Here is a 25,358-nt window from a genome sequence, read left to right on the forward strand (position 1 = left end):
GCTTGCATCTCCTTGATTAGCCAACATACACACTTAACGCGGAACCGGGTTGCAACCGGCGGCCCGGGTCTCGGCATCCGATAGCGCCGGCCGGAACGGCTCGAGATTCCATGGCGTCTTGTTGCGATAGTTGGCCAGCACGCAGCCCAATTGCTGGCGCATGCTGCCGGCCGCCGTTTCGTTGTCGCGCCAATTGCTGTCCGCGCCCTTGAGCGCGAACAACTGCTCGTACAAGGCGCCGAGCTGGTCATTGGGCAAGGCGCGCCCCGCCGCAGTGGGCACGATGCTCAGGCTCCATTCATCCTTGCGGGTGCCGGGGTCGTAACGCTTGATCCAGTCGGCCGAAGCGATGTATTGCGGCGCCGGGGCTGCCACCGGATTGCAGCCGGCCTTAGCCGCTTCCTGCGGGCTGACCACGGGGCGGAACGGTTCCAGATTCCACTCGGTCTTGGCTGGGTAGTTCTGTACCAGACAGCTCAATTGCTGACGCATGCTGCCCGCTGATTTCTCGTGATCGCGCCACTGGCTGTCGGCCCCACGCAGGGCTGACAACTCCTGATAAACGGCGTCCTGATTGCTGGCCTGTATCGCCTTGCCCTCGGCCGTCGGTGTGACCTTGAGCGACCATTCGTTTTTCTTGCTGCCCGGGTCGTAACGCTCGATCCACACGGCATCAGCAATGTATCTGGGCGCCGGGGCGCCACCCACCACCATTTCGGCGATCGCCTGATCGGCAGCGACATAGCTGAAACGCTGCTCGGCAGGTTTGGTGAAGTCCAGCCGCAGGATCGGCACGCTGTAGCCCCGGGCCTGGAGTTTCTTCTGGAAATTGCGCGCACTGTTGAGGCCGTTCTCCGGTTTCGGCGGCGCCTGATCACCGCGGGTGGCGAAGTTCTGCGTGCTGTTGACGTTGTAGATGAAGGCATCGATGTACTTCATGTTCTCGCTGCCGTCATTGGTCGCGGTGGCGTTCTTCAACATGAACTCGTTGACCTGGGCGCTGAAGGCAAAGGGGTCTTTGTTGGTGGTGTTCGGGCGCGACTCGTGCACGCGGATCATCGCCTGCCAGTCACTGGGCTTTTCCGCGTTCCACGAACACTGGCCGTACTGGATCGGCCCCTTCATCAGCCCGGTGTATTTCTTTGTCCACTGTTCGGCGGTGGTGACACCGGCCTCGGCGCGAGTCCCGTAGGCCAGCGTGGCATTGCGATTGTTCATCGTGCCCTGGGCCGTGCGCGGTGGTTCGCGGCTGTCGAAGAAACCGCAGCCGTACCACTTGCGCTCCGGTCCGGTGCCGCCATCGAACGCGTAGATGCAGGTGAAGCCTTGCTCCTTGACCGGCAGCTTCAACGCTGCCGCATCGGTGGGCGTGCGCAGGATGAAACCGGCGGGGTGAATCAGAATCCGCGTGCTCAGATCCTTGCGAATCCACGAGTAGGAAGTGGCGCCGATCCTGATCGCGTAGGGGCTGTAATCCCACGGATTGAACGGCCCATCATTGACCATGCGCAAGGTCACGCCGCTGCAGTAATACAGCCCTCGCGCAGCACCGGTATCGGGTTCCTGGCAAGCGTCCTTGAGGGTGTTGTAGTTGTGGTTGATGCGCTTGAGCGTGTCCAGCGGATCACCTTGCGTCTGCGCGCAAACCGTACTGAACAACAAGGGCAGCGTGCAGGCGAGCGTAAAAGAGGAAGTCGTGCGCAATAGCGCAGCGCGGGCTGAGCGATCCTTCGTCATGAGATACCGTCCTGGTAAATCGGCCTGTGACAGGGCCGTTGCAATGACTATAGACGCGGAACCGAAGAAATCCCTGTAGGAGCTGCCGCAGGGTTTTGCATTTTTTTCTGAAAAATTTCGCCTGCGCTGTAACGCATCGCCATGAGCCTTCTCTAGTGGGGTAAGCAAGCGCACTTCGCTTGTAAAACCCAAGCTCAAATCTGGAGAAACATCATGACTGCTACCACTCGCACCCTGTCCGCCGCTGCACTGGTTCTGGCTCTTGGTTCCGCCCTGAGCATGACCGCCGTTTCCAGCGCCAATGCCGCCGATAACAGCAACATGGAAAAATGCTTCGGCGTGGCCATGAAGGGTCACAACGATTGCGCCGCAGGCGCGGGCACTACCTGTGCCGGCACAGCGAAGATGGACTACCAGGCCAACTCTTGGAAGTTCGTGCCAAAAGGCACCTGCACCACCACCGAGAGCAAGACCTCGCCGACCGGTTTCGGTCAGATGGAAGCCTTCAAAGCCAAGTCCTGATCCATTGCCTGCCCGAGTGACGCTCATGTTCTCAACCAGCGAACCTGTCCCACCGCGCACTCGGGCAGCCCTTTGCGGGCTCCCGCCCCGCGCCGGGCTGGGGCTCAAGACCGGGCACTTGCGTGAAGTGCTCGGCACCCGACCGGACCTCGGTTTCTTCGAAGTCCACGCCGAAAACTACATGGTCGACGGCGGTCCATTTCATCATTTCCTCGGGTTGATCCGCGAGCAGTATCCGCTGTCGCTGCACGGTGTCGGGCTGTCCATCGGGGCCGAAGGGCCACTGGATGTTCAGCACCTGCAACGTTTGAAAACGCTGATCGAGCGCTATCAACCGCAAGCCTTTTCCGAACACCTGGCCTGGTCGAGCCACGGCCCGGTGTTCCTCAATGACCTGCTGCCGCTGGCGTATGACGCGCCGACCCTGAACCGCGTCTGCGAACACATCGATCAAGTGCAGAACACCCTCAAGCGTCCGATGCTGCTGGAAAATCCGGCGACCTATCTCGGCTTCGAACGCTCAACCATCGATGAACCGGCGTTCATCGCCGAGGTGGTTCGCCGCAGCGGCTGCGGTCTGCTGCTGGACGTCAACAATGTCTACGTCTCGTGCGTCAATCATCAGCGCGATCCACTGGCCTACCTCGACGCGCTGCCGTTGCACGCGGTTGGCGAGATTCATCTGGCCGGGTTCGCCGAGGATGCCGACAGCCTCGGCGACCGCTTGCTGATCGATGATCACGGCGCGCCGATTGATGACGCGGTCTGGGCGCTATACCGTCAGGCGCTTGAACGCGTTGGCCCGGTGGCAACCTTGATCGAGCGGGACAATCAGGTCCCGGCGTTCAATGTGCTGCTGGCCGAAGCGCAGCAGGCCGAAGCATTGTTGCTGCGTGCAGGGGGTCAGCCATGAGCATTCAAGCCGATTTCGCTGCCGCCCTGCTCGACACTCGCCTGCCCTGCCCCGGCGGCCTGTGCAGCGCCAACGGTGCCGATCCCGCCAGCCGATTCTCGGTGTATCGCAATAATGTGCAAGGCTCGTTGATCAACGCGCTGGCCGACAGTTATCCGGTGGTGCAGCAGTTGGTCGGCGAGGAATTCTTTCGCGGCATGGCGAGCATTTTCATCCAGCAACAGCCACCGCACAGTCCGTTGATGAGCCGTTACGGCGACGGTCTGGCGGACTTCATTGACGCATTCGAACCGGCGGCCGAGGTACCGTATCTGGCCGATGTCGCACGGCTCGAACGCTTGCGCACCCGCGCTTATCACGCCGCCGATGCCGCGACGGTGAGTGCGCAACAGATCAGTGCTGCACTGGCCGATCCACAAACACTCGCCGAACTGAACATCACCCTGCATCCCTCGCTGCACCTGCTCGATTCGGCTTACGCGGTGGTTTCGATCTGGGCGGCGCATCAGCAGAACGTCACACTCGCGGGCATCGACATCCATCAAGGGCAACACGCACTGGTCCTGCGCAACGGTCTGGAGGTCGAGGTCTTTGCCCTCGATCACGGCGCCAGCGTGTTCATCCGCCATCTGCTCCATCACCGATCGCTGCTGCAAGCGGCCCAAGACAGCCCGCCCTTCGATCTGCCGCAGACCCTCGCCCTGCTGATCGGCCACAACGCCATCACCGACCTGAACACCAAGGTATCGCCATGAACAACCTCATCACCCGCGCCATCGGAATCATGGAAAAAATTCCCCACAGCCTGATCGCCTTCATCGCCCGATTTTCGATTGCCGCGGTGTTCTGGAAGTCCGGGCAGACCAAGGTCGAGGGGCTGGCCATCGACTTGATCGACGGCACCGTTCAAGTTGGCTGGCCACGCTTGGCGGACTCGACGATTCCGTTGTTCCAGAGCGAATACCACGTGCCGCTGCTGTCACCGGAAATCGCCGCGCACCTGGCGGCGTTTGCCGAACACTTTTTTCCGGTGCTGATATTAATCGGCTTCGCCACGAGGTTCTCGGCGCTGGCGCTGCTGGGCATGACGCTGGTGATCGAGGTGTTCGTCTACCCCGATGCCTATCCGACCCACGGCACCTGGGCGGCGGTGTTGCTGTACCTGATGACGACCGGGCCGGGCAGATTGTCGATTGATCACCTGATCGCCAGGTACTGGAACCGCTGATGTCCCTGATGTCCCTGTAGGAGCTGCCGAAGGCTGCGATCTTTTGATTTTCAAGATCAAAAGATCGCAGCCTTCGGCAGCTCCTACACGGGTATCACAGGCATCACAGACATCACGGACATCGTGGTCAATGCGCCAGCCGATCCAGCGCCTCACCACTGCGCTTGAACCAGCCAATCAGATAATCCGCCAACACCTGCGTGCGCTTGGGCAATCCACCCTGATACGGGTGCACCAGATACATCGGCATCCGTCGTGTCTGAAAATCGCGCAGCAGCCAGCGCAACCGGCCGTCAGCCAGTTCCGTTTGCAGCAGATACGACGGTAACCGTGCGATACCGGCGCCGGCCAGCGCGGCCTTTTTCAGCAGGTTGTAATGGTTGCTGGCGAACGGTCCCGACACCGGCACCCTGAGCAGTTCGTGCTGTTGGTGATACAGCCACTCTTCACGGCCACTGTAGTGACTGTTGAGCAGGCAACGGTGTTCGACCAGATCCTGCGGGGTTCGGGGTTCGCCGAACTGTTCAAGGTACGTCGGGCTGGCGCAGGTCATTTCCTGCCACGCCAGCAAGGGTTTGGCCACCAGGCGCTCATCATTGGCCACGTCGCTGCGAATCGCCAGGTCGAACCCATCGCGTGACAGGTCGCGATAGTTGTTGTTCAGTTCCAGCTCGATCTGTACTTCGGGATACTTGTGCGAGAACTCCAGCAGCAAGCCATCGAAAAACGTTTCGCCCAGTGACACGGGCACTGTCATCCGCACCGGCCCGGCCATGTCGTCTTTCAAACGCGCCAGCGCCTGACGTGCTCGCTCCACCTGCACCACCAGCGCCTGGGCTTGCGGCAACAATGCGGCGCCCGCCGCTGTCAGGCTCAAACGGCGCGTCGTGCGTTGCAGCAGCACCACGGAAAACTGCGCTTCCAATTGGCTGATGCGCTTGGACAACTGGCCCTTGCTGCAACCCAGTTGCTGCGCCGCCAGGGTAAAACTGCCGGCCTCGATCAACACCGCGAACGCCGCCAGATCATCCATTTCGCTCATGGATTGTTTCCATTTGAAAACCAAAGGTTGCCTATTAGTGCGCTTATCCATAGAAAAAACCACTCTAGACTGAAACCTCATTCAACTCATTGAGGAACAGTCCCATGAAGATTCTGTTGATCGGTGCCGCTGGCACCATCGGTTCGGCCGTGGATAAAGAGCTGAGCCAGCGTCACGACGTGATTCGCATCGGTCGCAGCAGCGGCGACTTCCAGGTGGACATCAGCGACAGCGCATCGATTCGCAAGCTGTTCGAGCAGACCGGCAAGTTCGACGCGCTGATCTGCGCCGCCGGTAACGTGACCTTCGCCCCACTCGGCGAGATGAACGCTGACAGCTTTGCCCTGGGCCTGAAAGACAAGCTGATGGGCCAGGTCAACCTGCTGCTGATCGGCCGCGAATACGCCAACGACGGTGCCTCGTTCACCTTCACCACCGGCGTGCTCAGCCACGACCCGATCCGTACCGGCGCCTCGGCGGCACTGGTCAACGGTGCGCTGGACAGCTTCGTCAAAGCCGCTGCCATTGAACTGCCGCGCGGTCTGAGGGTGAACTCGATCAGCCCGACCGTACTGCTGGAAGCGATGGGCAGTTACGCCCCGTACTTCCGTGGCTACAAGCCGGTTCCTGCGGCGGACGTGGCATTGGCCTATGCGAAAAGTGTCGAAGGCCTGCAAACCGGTCAGACTTTTCACGTCGGTTAAGAGCAAAAGATCGCAGCCTTCGGCAGCTCCTGCACAGGAATGCATGTCTCCATGTTGGAGCCGCCGCAGGCTGCGATCTTTTGCATTTGATGGTCAGCCTGCGTAACGTGGCGGCACTTGTCTGGAGAGCCGAAGATGCGTGTTGCCCGTTCGTTGATCGTTGTTGCCCTGCTGCCATTGTTCGCCGCCTGCCAATTGCTCGATGGCCCGCGTGAAAGCGCGTCTCACATCGGACAAACCCGGATGCAGGGGCAGTTGACGGCGGCCGACGGCAAACTGGTGTTTCAGCCGTGTGGCGAACAGCGTCAGTACGTGGTCAACGACATCGGCGGCACCAGCGTCCTGCAAGAGGCTGCGACCCTCGCCGATCAGCAGGGCAAACTGTTTGCCGATGTGCGCGGCAAGCTTGTCGGCGACCGCCTCGACCTCGGCCAGCTGTATCGCGTCGAGCGTTCCGGCACCGCCTGCGATGACCCCAATTTCAAGCTGTTGATCCTGCGTGCCGCCGGTCACGGTCCCGAGTGGAACGTCAAAGTCAGCGGCAAGGGCATGGTCATCGACCGCGAAGGCCAGCCGGCGCTGGCGGTACCGTATGTCGAAGAGCAACTGGGCGACGGCCGCTTCAACCTCAGCAGCGAAGCCAATAATCAGCGCATCGAGTTGTGGGTCGCGCCGCAACGCTGCGTCGACAGCAGCACCGGCAGCGTGCAGCACATGAGCGCCGAGCTGCGCATCGACGGCAAGGTCGAGCGTGGTTGCGGGTATTTCGGCGGTTCGCGTAACGACTGAGCGTTTTAGCCTCACCGGATCCGGCCTTTGCGGCTTATAATCGCGGCCTTCAAACGCCCTGGCGCAGTTGTGCGCCCCGCGAATCCGGATCCTCGCCATGTTACGAATCACCGAACTCAAGCTGCCAATCGACCATCCCGAAGAAGACCTGCGTGCCGCCATCGTGCAGCGTCTGGGCATCGCCAGCGATGATTTGCTCGATTTCACCTTGTTCAAGCGCAGCTACGATGCGCGCAAAAAGTCCTCCGAACTGTGCTTCATCTACACCATCGACCTCACTGTGCGCGACGAGGCCAAGGTGCTGGCAAAGTTCGCCGACGACCGTAACGTCAACGTGGCGCCGGATGTCAGCTACAAATTCGTCGGTAAGGCACCGAGCGACCTGAGCCAGCGCCCGATCGTGGTCGGTTTCGGCCCGTGCGGGATTTTCGCCGGCCTGCTGCTGGCGCAGATGGGCTTCAAGCCGATCATCCTCGAACGCGGCACCGAAGTGCGTCAGCGCACCAAGGACACTTGGGGCCTGTGGCGTAAAAGCGTGCTCAACCCCGAGTCCAACGTGCAGTTCGGCGAAGGCGGCGCGGGCACGTTCTCCGACGGCAAGCTGTACAGCCAGATCAAGGATCCGAAGTTCCTCGGTCGCAAAGTCCTGCACGAATTCGTCAAGGCTGGCGCGCCGGAAGAAATCCTCTACGTCAGCAAGCCGCACATCGGTACATTCCGTCTGACCGGCATGGTCGAGACCATGCGTGAAGAGATCCGCGCCCTGGGCGGCGAAGTGCGTTTCCAGGAGCGCGTCACCGACGTGCTGATCGAAGACGGCCAACTGGTCGGCGTCGAGCTGGCCAGCGGTGAAACCCTGCATTCGAAACACGTGGTCCTGGCCCTCGGCCACAGTGCCCGCGACACCTTCCGCATGCTCCACAGCCGCGGCGTGTTCATGGAAGCCAAGCCGTTCTCGGTGGGTTTCCGCATCGAACACCCGCAATCGCTGATCGACCGCGCGCGGCTGGGTAAATATGCCGGCCACCCGAAGCTGGGCGCTGCCGACTACAAACTGGTGCATCACGCCAAGAACGGCCGGTCGGTCTACAGCTTCTGCATGTGCCCGGGCGGCACCGTGGTGGCGGCGACCTCCGAACCGAACCGCGTGGTCACCAACGGCATGAGCCAGTACTCGCGTAACGAGCGCAACGCCAACTCCGGGATCGTCGTCGGCATCACCCCGGAAGTCGATTACCCGGGCGGCCCGCTGGCCGGTATCGAGTTGCAGGAACGCCTGGAGTCCCACGCGTTCATCCTCGGCGGCAGCGACTACAAGGCCCCGGCGCAACTGGTCGGCGACTTCATCAACGGCACCCCGTCGACCGAACTGGGCGAAGTCGAGCCGTCGTACAAACCAGGCGTGGCCCTGGGCGACCTGGCCCTGGCGCTGCCGGACTTCGCCATCGATGCGATTCGTGAAGCTTTGCCGGCATTCGAGAAGCAGATTCGCGGTTACTCGCTGCACGACGCGGTGTTGACCGGCATCGAAACCCGCACCTCGTCGCCGCTGCGCATTACGCGTAACGAGTCGCTGCAGAGCATGAACGTCAAAGGTCTGTTCCCGGCCGGTGAAGGCGCAGGTTATGCCGGCGGGATTCTGTCGGCGGGTGTCGATGGGATTCGGATTGCCGAGGCCGTGGCGCGCGACATTCTCGGTCTGGAAGCCTGATCAGCCAAATCTGCAAAACGCCCAACCCTGTGGGAGCTGGCTTGCCAGCGATGACGGACTCAGATTCGACATTGATGTTGACTGACAATCCGCTATCGCTGGCAAGCCAGCTCCCACAGTGGTTTTCGGTGTATCAGATATTCGCGCGCAGCACTGTGGTTGGCAGCGGCTCACCCCGTTCGGCACTCGCCGCCACCGCCGCAATCAACCCCTCCAGCTCATAGCCCTGCGCCTTTAGCCAGTCTTGATCGTAATAGGTGTCGGCATAACGCTCGCCGCCATCGCACAGAATCGCCACGATCGACCCCGACTCCCCTGCCGCTGTCATCTGTTGCGCCGCCATCAGCGCGCCGATCAGATTGGTGCCGCTCGACCCGCCGACATGCCGGCCCAGACGCTGCGCCAGATAATGCATGGCCGCCAGCGACAAGGCGTCCGGCACCTTGACCATCGCATCGATCACCTTCGGCAGGAATGAGGCCTCGACCCGTGGCCGACCGATGCCTTCGATCCGTGAACCGCAGTCCAGACGCAGACTGGCGTCGCCGGTCTGGTAGAAATCGAAGAACACCGAGCGCTCGGCATCGGCGCACAACACGCGGGTGCAATGCTGGCGGTAACGCACGTAGCGGCCAAGGGTCGCGGTGGTGCCGCCGGTGCCGGGACTGGAAATCAGCCAGCTCGGTTCCGGGTGTTGCTCGAAACGCATCTGCTGGAAGATCGACTCGGCGATGTTGTTGTTCGCCCGCCAGTCGGTGGCCCGCTCGGCGTAGGTGAACTGGTCGATGAAGTGCCCGCCATGCTCGCGGGCCAGACGTTCGGATTCGGCGTAAATCTGCGTCGGATCCTTCACCAGATGGCTCTGGCCACCGTAGAAGGCGATCTGCGCAATCTTCTCTTTCGAGGTGGTCGCCGGCATCACCGCAATGAACGGCAAACCGAGCATGCGCGCGAAATACGCTTCGGAAATCGCCGTCGAACCGCTGGACGCCTCGATCACCGGCGCGCCGGGCTTGAGCCAGCCGTTACACAACGCATACAGGAACAACGACCGCGCCAGGCGATGCTTGAGGCTGCCGGTGGGATGGCTCGACTCGTCCTTGAAATACAACTCGATGCCTGCAAACCCCGGCAGCGGCAAGGGGATCAGATGGGTGTCGGCGCTGCGCTGGAAGTCCGCTTCGATGATGCGGATGGCTTCGCGGGCCCACTGGCGGTTGTCGCTCATGGTCATGCTCTCGTTGAGTCGGGCAGGAATTGCCTCGTCACAGGCTCAGTCCCCCAGCATAGGAAAAAACCGGCAAGGCTCACAGATACAGCTGAGGCTCAATTCACCCACCAACTGCCAGGTTCTGGGGCAAATAAGTATCAGGCTTTTGCAGTAATTGCGCAGACCCCATCTCCCCGTTCTTTGAACTGAAGCGGCCTGCTCGCCCCCCTGCCAGACAAATAGCGAACAATCCGCACTTAATCAAAGATCCGTCCTACAGCCAGCATTTGTCCGCTTCGTTAACGTCGCACAGCCCTTTCGAAGGGTTGTCGATGGATGAACGAAAGGACGCTCAGTGGCTCGCAACAAGGACATTCCCCGGGTCCCCAACCCGCCAGCGGGCGACGGTCATCACGTCACCTGGCGCTACATGACGGCCACTGAACTGGCCGAGCGCGAAGCTCGACAAAACGCTTACGACGCCATGCTGGCGCGGCAGGAGGCTTTCGAGCGCAGTCGAGAGGTTGCAGCGAAAAAGCCTGATCCCGTACGCGCCGGGTGCGTGTTCGCCAAGTCCTGCAAGTTGCCGGACGCGATCATCGATTACTCGAATCCTTCGGGGATGGTGCCTACCGACAGCCTGAAAGATTACGGAGATCTGGTCCTGCTCGGCGGCCGTGAAGCCGATGACAGCGGCGGCGTTCCACTCAAGAAAATCAGCGGCACTGCCATCCCGGCAGGCCTGGGCACCTTCGCCCTTGCGGGTGAGGCGTTCAAGGCATTGCCCGCCATCGCTTCCGCCGCCGTTGTGACCCCTTTGGTCGGGCTGGTGGCGTTGCTAATGCCATCGAACCTGGGCGACAGCGCCCTCTACACCGAAGACCAGTTGCTCGCCCTCAAACAGGCTCGAACCCGCGTGCGCCTACATGTCGAACAACAGGCCGACGGCAGCCTCAAGGGTTATGGCTTCTACACCGGCAGGAATCGCGATTGGGAAATGGTCGATGTCGTGCAGTTCACCGCGCGCGGTAACCGTTTCGTCGCCGACCTGGGTGAAGGCATCGAACTGATCTGGACGCCCGCCGTGGACGGCTCCGACATCCTCGGCATCCCCGCGCTGGAGGCCGCTCCGCAGGCACCGCATATTTGGGTGTACCCACCGACGACAGCGGCGAACGGGATTCTGGTGAACCCGGTTTATCCGCCGGAGTATCGGGATTTCATTCTGGTGTTTCCGGCGGATTCTGGGGTTAAGCCGGTTTACATTGTGCTCAGTCGAGCTCGCGACCATGCCTACTACGACCACCCAAAGACGCTACCTGCGTTTCCTGATGCAGTGAGAGTGAAGTCCAAGTCATCGGTTCAGGGTGGAGGAAAGCGGCGAGCACGCTGGGTAGACCGCAAAGGTCGGATCTATGAATGGGATTACAAAAGCAATGCTGTAGAAAAATACGACAAATTGGGAACCACTCATTTGGGTGAGTTCAATCATATTACTGGTGAACAAACCGGGCCCGCCGAGCCGGATAGAAGAACCTCTAGAAATTAAGGGACTAAAACATGCGTTACCTTTCAATAACCGGGTTTTACCCTGACGAAATCGAAGACAGCTCGCTACAGTTTGAATTGGATATCAATGGTAGCGAAATGAATGAAAAGGTTGCACAGCTCATTGAATCCAAGCCGCTTAACGAACTGGAGCCTGGGGAGTTGTTATTGAGCCCGGATCAAGTAAGTGCATTGGAAGTCCTTCTGAACGTCAGCTTCCCGAAGGGGCTGGAGTATTTCATGGGCACCTGTGCCCAGCACTGAGCGAGCGAATTGAAACAAACAAAAAACCCCGACCAGTCACCTGATCGGTTTTTTTTTTTACCGCTCGTTCGCGCTTAGTGCGAAACGCGGCTGGTGCCACCGACTGTGGAGATGCGCACGCGCTCACCGACACGGAACACTTCGTTTTCCTGAACCTGTTGCACGTAGGCGCGCATGCTGCCGTCGTCTTCGCGCACGGTGATTTCCACGCCTTGGGTGCGGGTCAGGCCTTCTTCGGTGGCCGAACCGATCAAGCCACCGGCCACGGCGCCGATGACGGCCGCGACGATGCTGCCCTTGCCGCCACCGATGGCGCTGCCGCCGACACCGCCGACCACTGCGCCAGCAGCGCCGCCGATCGGGGTCTTGGTGCCTTCGATTTTCACCGGACGCAGGGATTCGATGGTACCCATGCGAATCGTCTGCACACGACGCGCTTCGTCACGGGAATAGGAGTCACCGGTCAGGCTCGACTGGCAGCCGGTCAGCAACATCGCCATCGTGGAAAAGGAAGCAACCAGCAGAACAGACTTACGCATAGCATCAACTCCAAAAGTACATTTGCTCATTAAACCCCGCTGCTTGACGCCTGTCACGACACAGCCCGGATAAACTTGATTTTATTCAGGCCCGGTACAGGCACCTGCTGCCCACCCAACAGTAGCGTCAAATCACCCAACCTGCCGGGCCAAACCCAAGGATTTCCATGGATTACCTGATCATTTTCGTCACCACCGTCGCCGGTCTGTACTTCCACGGGTGGCTGTACGTGCGGATCAAACGCTGGATGGATCGTGATCTGGCACTGTCCCTGGCAGGAAAGGATGAAGGCAAACGCGCCTTCATGCTGGAACGGCTGGCCGAGGCCCGCGCGCGGAAGATCAAGCGCCGGGACCTGCCGCAGTGGCTTGAGGCCGCTGCGGCAGGCTATCACGCTCGGTAGACTGCTCAGGGCGCCAGACGTTCAAGAATCCAGTTGGCACCCTGCTGACGGTAGTTCAGGCGATCGTGCAGACGACTTGGACGGCCCTGCCAGAACTCGATGCGCTCGGGCAGCAGGCGATAACCGCCCCAATGTTCCGGGCAGTCGGGCTGAGTATCGCTGAAGCGCTGCTCGGTGGCCTTGAGCAGATCTTCCAGCTCGCCACGCCCGTTGATCACCCGGCTTTGCGGTGAGGCCCAGGCGCCGAGCCGACTGCCCAGCGGACGCACCTGATAATACGCGTCGGACTCTTGCGGGGTGACTTTGACCACCCGCCCTTCGATACGCACCTGGCGCTCCAGGGTTGGCCAGAAAAATGTCATGGCCGCGAAAGGATTCGCTGCCAGATGCTGGCCCTTGGCGCTGTCGTAGTTGGTGAAAAAGGTGAAGCCCTGCGCGTCCAGGCCCTTGAGCAGCAGAATGCGGCAATGCGGCCGCCCGTCCGAATCCACCGTGGCCAGGGTCATGGCGTTGGCTTCCACTGGCGCCTGTTCGGTTTTCACCGCGTCGGCAAACCATTGGTGGAACAGCGCAAACGGTTCGGCCGGGGCTTGCGCCTCGGTCAGACCGTCCCGGGTGTAATCACGACGCATATCTGCCAGAGCCTGGGTCATGGCGCATTCCTTTTCGTTAGCGGATCACTGCTTGGAAGTATCGCTGGCGGCGACTTTCTTGTCAGTTGCCGCCGCTTTGGCCGGAGCGGTTTTCTTGGCAGGGGTTTTTGCCGGTGCCTTGGTCGCTGCTTTCTTCGCAGGTGCCTTGGCGGCGGCTTTCTTCGCCGGAGCCTTTTTGGTTGCAGGTACGGCGGCCTTCGAAGCGGCCGGCGCCGGGGTGACCGGTTTGGCTGCAGGCTTGACGTCCTGTGCGGCAAGCATCGTGGTCGGTGCCGGCGCCGGCATGTTGTACTTGCTCAACAGCGCAACCATGGTGTTCTGCGGGGTCACCAGCAGCTCGACGCGACGGTTCAGGGCACGGCCTTCGGCGCTGTCGTTGGCGGCACGCGGGGCATCGCCACCCATGCCGCGCAGCATCAGGCGATCGCGCTGCAAGCCGCTCAGGCGGAAGATCGCCGCTACAGACTGGGCGCGCTCCTGGCTGAGTTTGACGTTGGCTGGCGCGGCGCCGGTGTTGTCGCTGTGACCGAGCACCAGCACTGCGGTTTTCGGATCAGCTTCGAGGATTTTCGCGACATTGGTGAACGGGCTGAGGGTCACCGGCAGCAGCATGGCCGGACGCTTCGGGTTGAACGAGCCTTCAACCGGCGCGATCACCACCAGCACATTGTCACGGCGCTCGAGTTGCAGGTTGCTGTCCTTGATTGCCGCACGCAGGCGTGGCTCGTAGTCATCCAGCCAGGCTTGGGTGACTTTCGGGTCAGGCATCGGCACCACTTTGGCAGTCGACTGATCCTTGCCGCCAAACGGCCACCACCACTTGGTGCCGGTGTCGGCATCGGCCTTGGCCACTGCCGCCGGTTTGGCTTCTGGTTTGACTTCGGGTTTCACATCGGCCTTGGCGGTCGAGTCATCGGAACCGCCGAACGGCCAGTACCAGTGGCTGCTGCTTTCAGTCTTGGCCACCGGTGCGGTAGCGGCAGGTTTGAGCGGCGCCGGGGCTGTGGCAGGAGCCGGGGCCGGCTCTTTGGCCGCCACTTTGTCGGAGGATCCGAACGGCCACCAGCTGCCGCCATCCGCATCGTTTTTAGGAGTCTGTGCGCAACCGGTGATCGCAACACACAGGGCCAGGGCGAGAGTTTTTTTGGATGACATTGAAAATCCACAAAGTGAAGTAATGAAAAATCAGAGCTCTTTTGCCCGGATAAACAGACGCTTTGAATCGAAAAACCGGATCTGGTTCCAACCCTGGAACCTCATGTAACGCTTTACAGACAAGTGGCAAGTACCCGCGCCAGTTGCTGCGCGCGCGGATCCATCAAGACGTACGGCCCAAGGGTATTTGTCACAAAACCGAACGCGACATCGTGCTCAGGATCAGCAAACCCCACTGAACCACCCGCACCCGGATGACCGAATGCACGTGGGCCGAGGCCGTAGGTGGCGTTCGCCATGTCCGGCTGATCGAGCATGCAGCCCAGGCCGAAACGGGTACGGGTCAGCAGGGTCTTGTCCTCGCCGTAGCTGTGTTCGCGGGTCAGCTCTTCGAGCATTTCGCTTTCGAGCAGGCTGCCGTCGAGCAGGCCTGCGTAGAAACCGGCCAGACTGCGTGCGTTGCCGTGACCGTTGGCGGCCGGCTGCTGCATGCGGCGCCATTCCGGTTTGTTGGTGCTGGTAAGCACCGACGGCGGATTGGTGAAGGCGCGGGTGGTCATCGCGGTCGGCTCGCGCATGGTCACTTGCAACAGGCGCTGGGCCGCAGCATCGCCGACGTTGCCCTTGCCCCGTGCGATATGCGCCACGCGGTGGAATTCTTCGTCCGCCAGGCCGACGTGGAAATCCAGCCCCAGCGGCTTGGCGACACGGGCGACGATCGACTCGCCCGGCCCGCGGCCGTCAGCGCGACGCAGCAACTCGCCGACCAGCCAGCCGTAGGTGATGGCGGCATAACCATGGCCGGTACCCGGCGTCCACCACGGCGCTTCGGCCGCGAGGGCGTCGACCATGGTTTGCCATTCGTAGAGGGCCGCGGGCGCCAGCAACTCGCGCAGGGCCGGCAGACCGGCCTGATGGCAGAGCAATTGGCGCAGGGTGACGGATTCTTTGCCGGCGGCCGCAAATTCCGGCCAGTAGCGGGCAACCGGTGCATCCAGTTGCAGTTTGCCTTCGGCCACCAATTGCAATGCGGTGACCGCGGTAAAGGTCTTGGTGCAGGAAAACAGGTTGGCGATGGTGTCGCTGTGCCAGGCCTCGGTGCCGTCCTTGTCGGCGGTACCGGACCAGAGGTCGAGGACGGTTTCTCCGCCGACCTTGATGCACAGGGCTGCGCCGCGTTCCTGGGGATCGTCGAACAGTGCCGCGAATGCCTCGCGCACCGCTTCGAATTGAAGCTCGTAATGTCCCTGAATCTGCACCCGCAACTCCCCCGCGAAAACGCTCTACAAAGTGGCCCGCATTGTTCCAGCCCTTGAGGGATTTGGGAACAGCTGCGGGCCGGGTGGTCATTTCAAAGCAAAATCAAAAGATCGCAGCCTGCGGCAGCTCCTACAAAATCACATTCCCTGTAGGAGCTGCCGAAGGCTGCGATCTTTAAGGCATCAAACCTTAATGGCCATTCCCCGAATGCCCGCCCGCATGCCCGGCCCCCGGGCCTTTGCCGGCTTCACCCTTGCGCCCGCCTTCGGCCTCATGACCAACAGCGGCGGCAGCTTTCTCAGCCTCCTTGCCCAACTGATCAACCGCTTGCAGATTGCTCTTGCGCACCGCCTCGACAAAGCCCTGATACGGCAGATCGGTAATCCCCACCAGACCAAAGTGCCCGTTCTCGCCATCGAGCAGACGCCCGGTCACCGGTTGATCCAGGTACTGGAACCAGTGCACGCCGACAATCGACGGCTCGCTCAGTGCCTGCTTGAGGAAGTTGGCGTAAGCCGGGCCACGGTCTTCTTCCTTCGCCAGTTGCGTCACGCCACCCCAGAACGGGCCACGATCACTGGAGCCGAAGTTGAATTCGGTGATCAGCACCGGTTTGTCGAGGGCACGCAGGGCGGCGAAGTCATAGCCGTCCTGCGGTTTCAGCGTGTACATGTTGAAGCTCAGCACATCGCAATACTGCGCGCAGGAGGCCACCGCTTCCGGGGTGCTGGTGGCGAAACGGCCACCGAGCAGCAACTGATTCGGCGCGTGCCATTTCAGCGAATCGGAGATGGTCTTGAAGTAGGTGTCGGCGAACACCTTCTGGAAGTATTTGAAGTCGTTTTCGATCTCCGGGTGCTGCGGATTCGGCATTGGCGGCACAAAGCCCGGATCCTCCATCAACTCCCACGCCGGCAAATCGATGCCCCACGCCTTCGACAGGCCTTCCTGGTTGCGGTACTTGTCGCGCAGTTGCTTGAGGAATGCGCGCTTGGCCGGCACGTCGGTGGTCATTTTCAATGTGCCGTAGGCCAGGGCGTAGCGCGACTGCGGATCGTCGCCCGGACCGGCCCAGGCCAGTTCGTTGTCGGCGTAGTAACCGATCAGCCACGGATCATCACGATGATCGCGGGCGGCGATGGCCACGGCACGCTCGGTGGCCATGGCGAAACGCGGGTCGAACGGGTCAGGCATGCCGCCCCACCAGTCGCTGCCGGTGCTGATGCTGGTGTAGTCGCCGACGATCGACAGCGGCAAGGTGTACGGCACCCGCTCGGCCTCGGCGAGCGAGTCGGCACTCCAGTTGCCGACGGTGTTGAAACCCCAGGCCTGCAAGCGATCGAGAGTGTGCGCAGCCCACTTCTGTTCATCGACCGTGGCTTTGCATGGAGCGGCGTTCGCCGGCTCGGCTTGCGCCGGAGCTGCGCAAGGTTCGCCATACAGGCGTTGCAGGTTGGCACCGTAGAAATCGTACCAGCGCCCATTGCCATAGCCGCGGCCCTGATCGGCGCCGTTGCCACCACGGTTGTCGCCTTCGCCGAAATGGCTGGCGAGCGGCTCGTCGGCCTTGGGCAGCGATTCGAACATCCACTCACGCCCGGCGACGTAGGTCTGGTTGACCTGCGGGCTGACGGTGTTGACCCCCAGCGAATAGAACGGATGCCCTTCAGGGGTCACCAGATACCAGCGACCGTCACGCTTTTCGGTGCGGAAAAAGCCGCTGGCCTTGAACGCCGGGCCTTTGCTCCAGCCACCGAACTTGTCCAGCGAGGACTTTTCGCGCTCGGCCAGCCAGGTTTTCAGCTGTTGATCTTCCTTGGCGGCGACGGATTTCAGTTGTTCGTCATTGCTGATTTTTTCCGGCCATTTGCTGCGGGTCGACTGCCCGTAAGCGTCCACCAGATTGCCGTACACGGCCTGAGTCACGGCATCGCCGTCCTGCACGCCGAATCGCTCGAGCAGCAGGCTCTGCGCGGCTTTCGGCTGATCCATCCACAGGCTCACCGACACCACTTGGCTGCGATCCAGTTCACCGCTGCTGCTGGCCAGCAGAATCCGCTGACCGTCGACGGTCATCGGCATCGGCGGCCCGGCCTTCATGCCCTGGCTCAGTGGCGAGGTCGCCACCAACGGCACCAGCAGGGTTTGCGCGGGGCCGGCCGGCAGGTCGACGCGGCTGGTCAGCGTCTGGCCGTTGTTGCTCTGGATTTGCACGTAGACCGTCACGGCCCAGTTCATCGCGCTCTGCAGACGCAGGCTCATCATGCCCGACTGCGACCAGTCCCAGGCGCCGGTCTGCGGGGTCAGGCGCAAGGTTGGGCGGGCTACCGGGTTGAAGGTCACCCGGCGCAGCACTTCACCTTCAGGGGTTTGCTCGGCGTTGGCTTGTGGCAGGTCAGTGTTTTCGGTGACGACTTTCACCACGTCGGCGGGGCGAACGAAGTTGAACAGGGTCTGCTGACCCGCAGGCGCCGCCAGTAACGGGGCAGCGAAAATCAAGGCGAATACGGCAGGCAACGAACGGCGAATCATAAGAACGGAGTTCTCCCTAACGACCAACTAAGGCCAATGGAAAAGCATGGCAGAGAGATAGACAGCGCGGCGGGCAAAACTGCCCACCGTTGTCTCAGGATATTTCACGACGGAATGGCGGCAACGCATTGAGGATCGCCTTGCCGTAGCGCTGGGTGACCAGGCGCCGATCGAGCAAAGTGATGGTGCCGCGGTCTTCTTCAGTGCGCAGCAGACGCCCGCAGGCCTGGACCAGTTTCAAGGAGGCATCGGGCACCGAGATTTCCATGAACGGATTGCCGCCCCGGGCCTCGATCCACTCCGACAGCGCCGCCTCGACCGGATCGTCCGGCACCGAGAACGGGATCTTGGCGATCACCACGTGCTCGCAGTAGGCGCCCGGCAAGTCCACGCCTTCGGCGAAACTGGCGAGGCCGAACAGCACGCTGGAATCGCCGCCATCGACCCGCGCCTTGTGCTTGTTCAGGGTTTCCTGTTTCGACAGGTTGCCTTGAATGAACACCTGCTTGCGCCAGTCACGGTCGAGGCCGTCGAACACGTCCTGCATCTGTTTGCGCGAAGAGAACAGCACCAGCGTGCCGCGCGAGCCTTCGACCAGATCCGGCAACTCACGGATGATCGCCGCGGTGTGAGCAGCGGCGTCGCGTGGGTCGGCCTTCAGATCCGGCACCCGCAGCACGCCGGCGTCGGCATGATGGAACGGGCTCGGCACCACGGCAGTGACAGCTTTCTTCGGCAGACCGGCGCGCATGCGGAAACGGTCGAAAGTGCCCAGTGCAGTCAAGGTTGCCGAGGTCACCAGGCAGCCGTAGGCCACGTTCCACAGGCTGCGGCGCAGGGTTTCGGCAGCAAGAATCGGGCTGGCGTTGACCTCGATGTCGAACAGCGAACCGCTTTCGGCCAAGGTCAGCCAACGCGCCATCGGCGGGCTGTCTTCCGGGTCTTCGGCGGTGAACGCAGTCCACAACTCCCAGTTGCCCGACGCCCGCGACAACAGGCTGCCGAACAGCGGATACCATTCTTCGGCCTGATTGCTGGCGATGCCGATGTTGACCTCGCCGTCCATGCCTTCCTTGAGCAGGTCGGTCAGGCGGGTGAACAGATCGTTGAGCCGCGAGTAGCCCTTTTTCAGCTCGATGCCCATTTCGCGCATGTGCTCGGGAATCACCCCCCCGACGAAACGATGGCGTGGCCGCTCGCGACCTTCGACGTCTTCGCCGGGTTTGAAATCGGCAATCTGCTCGCACGCGGTGAACATGAACTGCTGCTGGGTCTTGATCTCCCGCGCCAGCTCGGGCACTTGCTCGATCAGCTTGCCGAGATCCCCCGGCAACGGATGCTGGGCCAGCAGTTTGGTGAGGTTCTTGGCGGTGGTTTCCAGCCAGTCGGCAGTGGAACGCAGACGCGTGTAGTGGGCGAAGTGGCCGATGGCCTTGTCCGGGAGGTGATGGCCTTCGTCGAATACGTAAATGGTGTCACGCGGATCCGGTAGTACCGCGCCGCCGCCCAAAGCGAGGTCAGCCAGCACCATGTCGTGGTTGGTGACGATCACGTCGACCTTGCCCATGCCTTCGCGCGCCTTGTAGAAAGCGCATTGGCCGAAGTTCGGGCAGTGGCGATTGGTGCACTGGCTGTGATCGGTAGTCAGGCGCGCCCAGTCGGCATCTTCCAGGGCGTTGGGCCAGCTGTCGCGGTCGCCGTCCCATTTATTGCCGGCGAGTTTCTCGATCATGCTGGTGAACAGCTTCTGACTGGCTTCGTCGACCTCGATCTTGAAACCTTCTTCTTCGAACAACTGGGCGGTGGCGGTTTGCGCGTGGCCTTCCTGCAGCAGCATGTCGAGCTTGGACAGGCACATGTAGCGGCCACGGCCCTTGGCCAGCGCGAAACTGAAGTTCAGCCCGCTGTTGCGCATCAGGTCGGGCAAGTCCTTGTAGACGATCTGCTCTTGCAGGGCCACGGTGGCGGTGGCGATCACCAGGCGTTTGCCGGCCAGCTTCGCCGTGGGGATTGCCGCTAGGCTGTAGGCCACGGTCTTGCCGGTACCGGTGCCGGCTTCCACCGCGACAATCGCGGGGTCGCCACTGCGCCGGCCTTCGTCGTCGGTGTCGATATCCCCGAGGACTTTGGCGACTTCGGCGATCATCAGGCGCTGGCCGTAACGCGGCTTGAGGCTCTTGGCTTCAAGAAAACGCGAATAGGCGCCCTGGATCGTGGTTTTGAGTTCAGTGCTGATCATTGATTGTCGGGCGCAAAAAACGCTGGATAAATTTTCAGTGGTTTCGGATGGCGGCTATCATACCCCGCTAATCAATCCCGCGCAGAACGGAGTGCCCCAATGACACCTTTTAGCCTCGTGTATCCACTGCATGTCCTGTCCGCTCTGATCTGGGTCGGCGGCATGTTTTTCGCCTGGATGGTCCTGCGCCCGGCGGCGGTGAAGGCGCTCGACGGCCCCGCCCGCCTGACCTTGTGGGTGGAAGTGTTTCAAGGTTTTTTCCGCTGGGTCTGGGTCGCGGTGATCCTGCTGCCGATCAGCGGCGTGGGCATGTTGCATTTGCAGCAGGTCGGTTTCGAGACCGCGCCGAAGTACGTGCAGGTGATGATGGGACTGTATGTGGTGATGACGGCGCTGTTTATCCGGATTCAGGGTTTGATGCTGCCGGAGTTGCGTAAAACGGTGGAAGACAAGGACTGGCCGGCGGGTGCGGCGGTACTGGGGCGGATTCGCCGGGTGGTGGGGATCAACCTGATTGTCGGGTTGGTGCTGGTGGCGATTGCCGCGGCGCGACCGATGTTCTGACCCACAGACGACCAACACTTTTTGTGGCGAGGGAGCTTGCTCCCGCCGGGCTGCGCAGCAGCCCCAAATCAACGGACGCGTTCAATCTGATGGAGCGCGGTATCCGGGGTGGGGCCGCTACGCGGCCCATCGGGGATAAATCCCCTCACCACAATTGTGCATAGTGCTGTTATTTACAGGCGCTGTACGGTCACCGCACCCGCGGCCCCCACCGGCCCAGGCTGACGATTCGTGCTGGTGGCGATTGCCGCAGCTCGACCGATGTTCTGAGCCACAGACGACCAGCACTTTTTGTGGCGAGGGAGCTTGCTCCCGCTGGGCTGCGCAGCAGCCCCAAATCAACGGGCGCGTTCAATCTGACGAAACGCGGTATCCGGGGTGGGGCCGCTACGCGGCCCATCGGGGATAAATCCCCTCACCACAATTGTGAATAGTGCTGTTATTTACAGGCGCTGCACAGTCACCGTGCCCGCGGCCCCCACTGGCCCAGGCTGTCCATCCGCCCCGGCCTTGCCGTTCTTGCCGCCATCGGCGCGATACACCAGACAGCCCTTGGACTGGCCGCCCTTGCCCGCCTTGCCGCCGACACCCGCTGGGCCACCGGCGCCGCCCGCAACGTTGACCTTGATCAGCTCGGCCGGAAACTCGCGCGGCACTTCAAGACGCACCAACGCACCCGGTGCACCCGGCTGGCCGTCACTACCATTACTACCATCAAAACCGTGACCGGCCGCGCCCCAGGTGCAGCCCGGATCTTCACCGTTGCCGCCATCCAAGCCGAAAAAACCCGGTGCGCCGGTGCCGCCGCGGGCGTCGACAAACAGTTTTGGCGCGTCCAGCGCCTTGAACTGCAAATTCAGATTGCGCCCGGCGCGGGCGGCTTTTTCATAAGTGCCCGGCGCCCCGCGTGCAGTGATCAGGCTGCCTTCGGACAACTGCGCACGGCTGACTTTCATGTCCAGCGCCTGTTCACTCGGTACGATCGCAATGCGCGCTTCGTGGCCCAGGCGCAATTCGCCGACGGTCAGCTCAGTCACGTTGGAGGGAATCAGCAAGGTGCCGTAATCCGCCACTTCCAACCGTTCCAGCTGCAAAGTGCTGGCGGTGTTGGGCAAACGCATCAGGGAATTGGTTTCGACGCTGACCACCTGGGCGCAGGCCAGGGGACTGATGAATGCAGCGAGCAGGCAAAGTTTACGCATGGGAAGAAGCCTCCGGAGCGGCCGGGGCCGGGGCCGGGATGGTTTGCAGGTGAAAAACGCCGAACAGCAGGATGCGCAGACGGTCGCGCCACGGATTGGGACGCCCCTTGAGGCGCGAGAACAGCAATTCGAGTACATGCAGCGCCAGCAACAAGCCGCCGGCCAGATTGACCAGCAGATGCAGCGGATGCACAAACGGCAGCAGCAGATTGACCACCACCACGCACCAGAACAGCAGGGTCAGCAAACGCCCCAGCCCCCAGAAAACCTTCATACGCTCCCCCGTGTCGGAATTATTCTTTGGGCGCACAGTAACGGCTTACGCGGGGGATAAGCCAGAGGGGCAAAAGAAAAAACTTTTGTCAGTCGTCGGATCGCTGCCGGTTCGACGACGATCGTCGACCGGCAGCTCTAGCCTGCGGACTACAGACAAGTCCTAGCGATTGATATGCAACTCCACCCGACGGTTTTTCGCCCGTCCCTCGTCGGTCGCGTTGTCAGCCACCGGCTCACTCTCGCCGCGTCCTTCACTGGTCAGTTTGTCCGGCGCCAGGCCCTGACTCAGCAGGTACGCCGCCACGCTGCTGGCGCGTCGTTCCGACAGTGCCTGGTTATAGGCATCCGAACCTTTGCTGTCGGTATGGCCGATGACCTTGATGCTGACCACGTCGGCATTGCGCAATTTGTCCATCAGCGTATCGAGCTGCGCTTTGGCAGCCGGGGTCAGATCCGACTTGTCGAAATCGAACAACACATTGCCGGCATCGCTGAGGGTGATGACTTCGGTTTGCGGCGCAGGCTCGGGGGCTTTTGCAGTGACCGGATATTGCGGCAGCGGACAGCCGCGATGATCGACCGGGGTATTGGCCGGGGTGTCAGGGCAACGGTCGCGGCGGTCGAACACGCCATCGCCGTCTTCATCGCCATCCTGGGCATAACAGATCAGCCCGCCAGTCAGAATCCCCAGCGCCGCACCGCCACCGGCCCAGCCGCCACTTTCAATGGCGCCAAGACCGCCACCGACCAGCCCGCCGATCAGGCTGCAGATCGGCCACGTACGTTGATTGAGGGGGGCATCGCCATCGCTATGAGTGGCGCAACCGGTGAGCAGGCTGCCCAGCAGCAGCACCGGCAAGACGGACCTTGAGAAAACAGTCATTGTGAAAGCTCCTGTGTCACCGGCCCATACCGGTTACACAGGAGTAAAGACCCGCATCCGCGACTGCACAAGCCGCGGATGCGAGAGGGACTAGCGGACGATTTTGATTTCGGTGCGACGGTTCTGTGCGCGGCCATCGGCGGTTTTGTTATCCGCCACTGGCTGGCTTTCACCCATGCCCGATACCGAAACGAAGCTGGCACGCGGCACACCTTGGGAGATCAGGTATTCCACCACCGAGTGCGCGCGACGATCCGACAGTTTCTTGTTGTAGGCATCGCTGCCGACGCTGTCGGTGTGGCCGGTCACGGTCAGTTGCGCCGTGGACGACTCTTGTTTCAGGCGCGTGGCGACTTTGTCCAGAACCTGTTTATCGGCACCGGTCAGGGTGGCTTTGTCGAACTGGAAGTGCACATCGCGGATGACGATGGTTTCTTCCTTGACCACGACGGCCTCTTCTACCACTGGCGCCGGGGCTGGTGGAGGGCAGCCGTCAGCATCGACCTGCACGCCTTTAGGGGTGTGCGGGCACTTGTCGCGACTGTCCGGCACACCATCGCCGTCTTCGTCGCCATCGCCGTGCACCCAGCAATAGGCTGCTGCCGTACCGCCGACCAACAGGGCGCCGTAGCCGGCCCACGCCGAACTCTCCGTCGCACCGAGGCCGGCACCGACCACACCACCGACCGCCGCACAGGTCGGCCAGTCGGTTTTCTGCAAACCTGCGCAACCAGTCAACACACTGGTTAGCAGAATCAAAGGTAATGCTGTCCGAACTATGCTCATCTGGTTTTCTCCTGAGGGATCGGCTTAGAACCGATTCACGGAGTAAAGACCGGAGTTTTAATCTCCGCCAGCAATAGGCCAGCGTCATTTGGGACTGTGTTCACAGGGATTTGGCACTTTTGCCATGCGTGACAAAACGGGGTCTAGGCCGGATCCGTCTGGCGCGCTAGTCTTGGCGATCTGATTGAGGAGCTTCGATGAACGTCGCCATTTCTCCGCGTACGCCGCAACAGGCGCTGGCCGCTTTACTGGATCGCTATGCCCCGGCGCGTCTGCTGCTGATCGGCGCCAGCGAATTTCCGGCGCTCGCCGCGTTCAAGCAGGCACATCCGGACACCTGCGTGGCCCACGCCGCACCCGGTGCATTGCCCGCCGAACTCGCGGCGCGGCGCTTCGATCTGGCGCTGGTGGTCGATTGCCTGGAACATCTGCCCAAGCGCGACGGCCTGAACCTGCTGGGCGGGATCCGCAACCTCAACGCCAGCCGCATCGCCGTGCTGGCGGATCTGCCGGCCAGCGGCTGGCAGGAAACCGATTTCTATTCACTGGCGCTGCAAGCCAGCGAACGTTTTCAGCGCGACGAGCAGGTACTGACCCTGTTCACCTACGATCTGCTTGACTACAAACAAGTCCCCGACTGGCTCAACTCACGGTTCTGGGCCAATCCGGAAAACTTCGGGAAATACTGGTGGTAATGCAATGAGTACAGCCATTTGCCCGTGCGGCAGCGGCAACCTGCTGGAAGCCTGCTGCGGTCACTATCACGAAGGCCACCCGGCGCCGTGCGCCGAAGCGCTGATGCGTTCACGCTACAGCGCCTACGTGCTGGGGCTGATCGATTATCTGGTGGCCACCACCCTGCCCGCCCAACAGGCCGGTCTGGATCGCCAGGCGATCAGCGCCTGGAGCGCGCAGAGCACCTGGCTCGGCCTTGAGGTCGAAAACTCGGAAGTGTTCGGCGGCCAGCCCGAACATGCGTTCGTCACCTTCACCGCGCGCTGGCACGACAGCCAGGGCGAACACAGCCACCGCGAGCGTTCCTCGTTCGTGCAGAACGCCGGGCGCTGGTACTTCATCGACCCGACCGTGCAATTGAAGCTGGGGCGCAACGATGCGTGTCCGTGTGCCAGCGGGCAGAAGTTCAAGAAGTGCTGTGCGGGGTATTTCGGCGTGTAGGATCAAAAGATCGCAGCCTGC

Annotated in this window: 26 protein-coding genes; 13 read left to right on the forward strand and 13 right to left on the reverse strand. The window is 61.7% G+C overall.

The window, feature by feature from the left end; genetic code table 11:
* Positions 1–33 precede the first annotated feature (33 nt).
* Positions 34–1,737 (reverse strand): DUF2599 domain-containing protein, encoded by a 1,704-nt coding sequence (locus ACIP8I_RS06210; protein WP_400759516.1) that lies wholly within the window; start codon positions 1,735–1,737, stop codon positions 34–36.
* Between the two features lie 213 nt (positions 1,738–1,950).
* Here ACIP8I_RS06210 and ACIP8I_RS06215 point away from each other — a divergent pair, with 213 nt between their 5' ends.
* Genes ACIP8I_RS06215 through ACIP8I_RS06230 form a run of 4 tightly spaced genes read left to right on the forward strand, consistent with a single transcriptional unit; the run spans position 1,951 to position 4,400 of the window.
* Positions 1,951–2,259 (forward strand): DUF2282 domain-containing protein, encoded by a 309-nt coding sequence (locus ACIP8I_RS06215; RefSeq protein ID WP_007969475.1) that lies wholly within the window; start codon positions 1,951–1,953, stop codon positions 2,257–2,259.
* A gap of 25 nt (positions 2,260–2,284) precedes the next feature.
* Positions 2,285–3,172, forward strand: coding sequence for a DUF692 domain-containing protein (locus ACIP8I_RS06220; protein WP_400759518.1), 888 nt, complete (start codon positions 2,285–2,287; stop codon positions 3,170–3,172).
* Positions 3,169–3,927 (forward strand): DUF2063 domain-containing protein, encoded by a 759-nt coding sequence (locus ACIP8I_RS06225; RefSeq protein WP_400759521.1) that lies wholly within the window; start codon positions 3,169–3,171, stop codon positions 3,925–3,927. The genes ACIP8I_RS06220 and ACIP8I_RS06225 overlap by 4 nt, the downstream gene beginning before the upstream one ends.
* The gene (locus ACIP8I_RS06230) at positions 3,924–4,400 is read left to right on the forward strand and encodes a DoxX family protein (protein WP_400759523.1); all 477 of its coding nucleotides are present in this window, start codon (positions 3,924–3,926) and stop codon (positions 4,398–4,400) included. Before ACIP8I_RS06225 ends, ACIP8I_RS06230 begins: the two co-directional genes overlap by 4 nt.
* Positions 4,401–4,527: 127 nt before the next feature.
* Here the strand turns inward: ACIP8I_RS06230 and ACIP8I_RS06235 are convergent, their stop codons facing one another.
* A complete protein-coding gene (locus tag ACIP8I_RS06235; protein WP_400759525.1) occupies positions 4,528–5,442 on the reverse strand; it encodes a LysR family transcriptional regulator in 915 nt (304 codons plus the stop codon).
* A gap of 104 nt (positions 5,443–5,546) precedes the next feature.
* On the opposite strand from ACIP8I_RS06235, the gene ACIP8I_RS06240 reads away from it, so the two are divergent.
* The 3 genes from ACIP8I_RS06240 (at position 5,547) to ACIP8I_RS06250 (ending at position 8,646) form a co-directional block, all read left to right on the forward strand.
* Positions 5,547–6,146, forward strand: a complete 600-nt coding sequence (locus ACIP8I_RS06240; RefSeq protein ID WP_367083498.1) for a short chain dehydrogenase — start codon at positions 5,547–5,549, stop codon at positions 6,144–6,146.
* A gap of 135 nt (positions 6,147–6,281) precedes the next feature.
* A complete protein-coding gene (locus ACIP8I_RS06245; protein ID WP_400759527.1) occupies positions 6,282–6,935 on the forward strand; it encodes a COG3650 family protein in 654 nt (217 codons plus the stop codon).
* Between the two features lie 97 nt (positions 6,936–7,032).
* Positions 7,033–8,646: an NAD(P)/FAD-dependent oxidoreductase gene (locus tag ACIP8I_RS06250; RefSeq protein WP_400759529.1), complete on the forward strand. Its 1,614-nt coding sequence runs from the start codon at positions 7,033–7,035 to the stop codon at positions 8,644–8,646.
* Positions 8,647–8,779: 133 nt separating this feature from the next.
* Here ACIP8I_RS06250 and ACIP8I_RS06255 read toward each other — a convergent pair whose 3' ends face one another.
* Positions 8,780–9,874 carry a PLP-dependent cysteine synthase family protein gene (locus ACIP8I_RS06255; protein WP_400759532.1) on the reverse strand — a complete coding sequence of 365 codons (1,095 nt, stop codon included), beginning with the start codon at positions 9,872–9,874 and terminating at the stop codon, positions 8,780–8,782.
* Positions 9,875–10,211: 337 nt separating this feature from the next.
* Here ACIP8I_RS06255 and ACIP8I_RS06260 point away from each other — a divergent pair, with 337 nt between their 5' ends.
* Together ACIP8I_RS06260 and ACIP8I_RS06265 are read left to right on the forward strand one after the other, a co-directional pair.
* Positions 10,212–11,405, forward strand: coding sequence for an S-type pyocin domain-containing protein (locus ACIP8I_RS06260; protein WP_400759534.1), 1,194 nt, complete (start codon positions 10,212–10,214; stop codon positions 11,403–11,405).
* Positions 11,406–11,416: 11 nt separating this feature from the next.
* Positions 11,417–11,668, forward strand: coding sequence for a pyocin S6 family toxin immunity protein (locus ACIP8I_RS06265; protein WP_400759535.1), 252 nt, complete (start codon positions 11,417–11,419; stop codon positions 11,666–11,668).
* 74 nt (positions 11,669–11,742) lie between these two features.
* On the opposite strand, the gene ACIP8I_RS06270 is transcribed toward ACIP8I_RS06265, so the two are convergent.
* Entirely contained in the window at positions 11,743–12,207 is a 465-nt protein-coding gene (locus ACIP8I_RS06270; RefSeq protein ID WP_007969461.1) for a glycine zipper 2TM domain-containing protein, read from the reverse strand.
* A 167-nt stretch (positions 12,208–12,374) separates the two neighbouring features.
* On the opposite strand from ACIP8I_RS06270, the gene ACIP8I_RS06275 reads away from it, so the two are divergent.
* Entirely contained in the window at positions 12,375–12,611 is a 237-nt protein-coding gene (locus ACIP8I_RS06275; protein ID WP_400759537.1) for a hypothetical protein, read from the forward strand.
* A 5-nt stretch (positions 12,612–12,616) separates the two neighbouring features.
* Here ACIP8I_RS06275 and pdxH read toward each other — a convergent pair whose 3' ends face one another.
* The 5 genes from pdxH to dinG all read right to left on the reverse strand — a co-directional run bounded on the left by pdxH (position 12,617) and on the right by dinG (position 20,450).
* Positions 12,617–13,264, reverse strand: a complete 648-nt coding sequence (pdxH, locus tag ACIP8I_RS06280) for a pyridoxamine 5'-phosphate oxidase (protein WP_333988327.1) — start codon at positions 13,262–13,264, stop codon at positions 12,617–12,619.
* A gap of 24 nt (positions 13,265–13,288) precedes the next feature.
* Positions 13,289–14,419, reverse strand: coding sequence for an OmpA family protein (locus ACIP8I_RS06285; protein ID WP_400759539.1), 1,131 nt, complete (start codon positions 14,417–14,419; stop codon positions 13,289–13,291).
* Between the two features lie 113 nt (positions 14,420–14,532).
* The gene (locus ACIP8I_RS06290; RefSeq protein WP_098967554.1) at positions 14,533–15,678 is read right to left on the reverse strand and encodes a serine hydrolase domain-containing protein; all 1,146 of its coding nucleotides are present in this window, start codon (positions 15,676–15,678) and stop codon (positions 14,533–14,535) included.
* Positions 15,679–15,868: 190 nt separating this feature from the next.
* Positions 15,869–18,211, reverse strand: a complete 2,343-nt coding sequence (locus ACIP8I_RS06295; RefSeq protein ID WP_400759541.1) for a beta-galactosidase — start codon at positions 18,209–18,211, stop codon at positions 15,869–15,871.
* 94 nt (positions 18,212–18,305) lie between these two features.
* Positions 18,306–20,450 carry an ATP-dependent DNA helicase DinG gene (gene dinG / locus ACIP8I_RS06300; RefSeq protein ID WP_007968875.1) on the reverse strand — a complete coding sequence of 715 codons (2,145 nt, stop codon included), beginning with the start codon at positions 20,448–20,450 and terminating at the stop codon, positions 18,306–18,308.
* Between the two features lie 99 nt (positions 20,451–20,549).
* Between dinG and ACIP8I_RS06305 the strand changes: the two genes are divergently transcribed.
* Positions 20,550–21,014 (forward strand): CopD family protein, encoded by a 465-nt coding sequence (locus ACIP8I_RS06305; RefSeq protein ID WP_400759543.1) that lies wholly within the window; start codon positions 20,550–20,552, stop codon positions 21,012–21,014.
* Positions 21,015–21,457: 443 nt separating this feature from the next.
* Here ACIP8I_RS06305 and ACIP8I_RS06310 read toward each other — a convergent pair whose 3' ends face one another.
* The 4 genes from ACIP8I_RS06310 to ACIP8I_RS06325 all read right to left on the reverse strand — a co-directional run bounded on the left by ACIP8I_RS06310 (position 21,458) and on the right by ACIP8I_RS06325 (position 24,161).
* Complete coding sequence (locus ACIP8I_RS06310; RefSeq protein WP_400759546.1) at positions 21,458–22,216, reverse strand: collagen-like protein; 759 nt, start codon at positions 22,214–22,216, stop codon at positions 21,458–21,460.
* Entirely contained in the window at positions 22,209–22,490 is a 282-nt protein-coding gene (locus tag ACIP8I_RS06315) for a DUF1145 domain-containing protein (protein WP_400759548.1), read from the reverse strand. The genes ACIP8I_RS06310 and ACIP8I_RS06315 overlap by 8 nt, the downstream gene beginning before the upstream one ends.
* 162 nt (positions 22,491–22,652) lie before the next feature.
* Positions 22,653–23,375 carry an OmpA family protein gene (locus ACIP8I_RS06320; protein ID WP_108590261.1) on the reverse strand — a complete coding sequence of 241 codons (723 nt, stop codon included), beginning with the start codon at positions 23,373–23,375 and terminating at the stop codon, positions 22,653–22,655.
* 90 nt (positions 23,376–23,465) lie between these two features.
* Positions 23,466–24,161, reverse strand: a complete 696-nt coding sequence (locus ACIP8I_RS06325; protein ID WP_007961897.1) for an OmpA family protein — start codon at positions 24,159–24,161, stop codon at positions 23,466–23,468.
* 197 nt (positions 24,162–24,358) lie between these two features.
* Between ACIP8I_RS06325 and ACIP8I_RS06330 the strand changes: the two genes are divergently transcribed.
* Positions 24,359–24,856 (forward strand): DUF6231 family protein, encoded by a 498-nt coding sequence (locus ACIP8I_RS06330; RefSeq protein WP_258678693.1) that lies wholly within the window; start codon positions 24,359–24,361, stop codon positions 24,854–24,856.
* A 4-nt stretch (positions 24,857–24,860) separates the two neighbouring features.
* The gene (locus tag ACIP8I_RS06335; protein ID WP_400759550.1) at positions 24,861–25,337 is read left to right on the forward strand and encodes a YchJ family protein; all 477 of its coding nucleotides are present in this window, start codon (positions 24,861–24,863) and stop codon (positions 25,335–25,337) included.
* Positions 25,338–25,358 lie beyond the last annotated feature (21 nt).

The sequence above is a fragment of the Pseudomonas sp. NPDC088414 genome, assembly GCF_044753325.1.
GTDB lineage: Bacteria > Pseudomonadota > Gammaproteobacteria > Pseudomonadales > Pseudomonadaceae > Aquipseudomonas.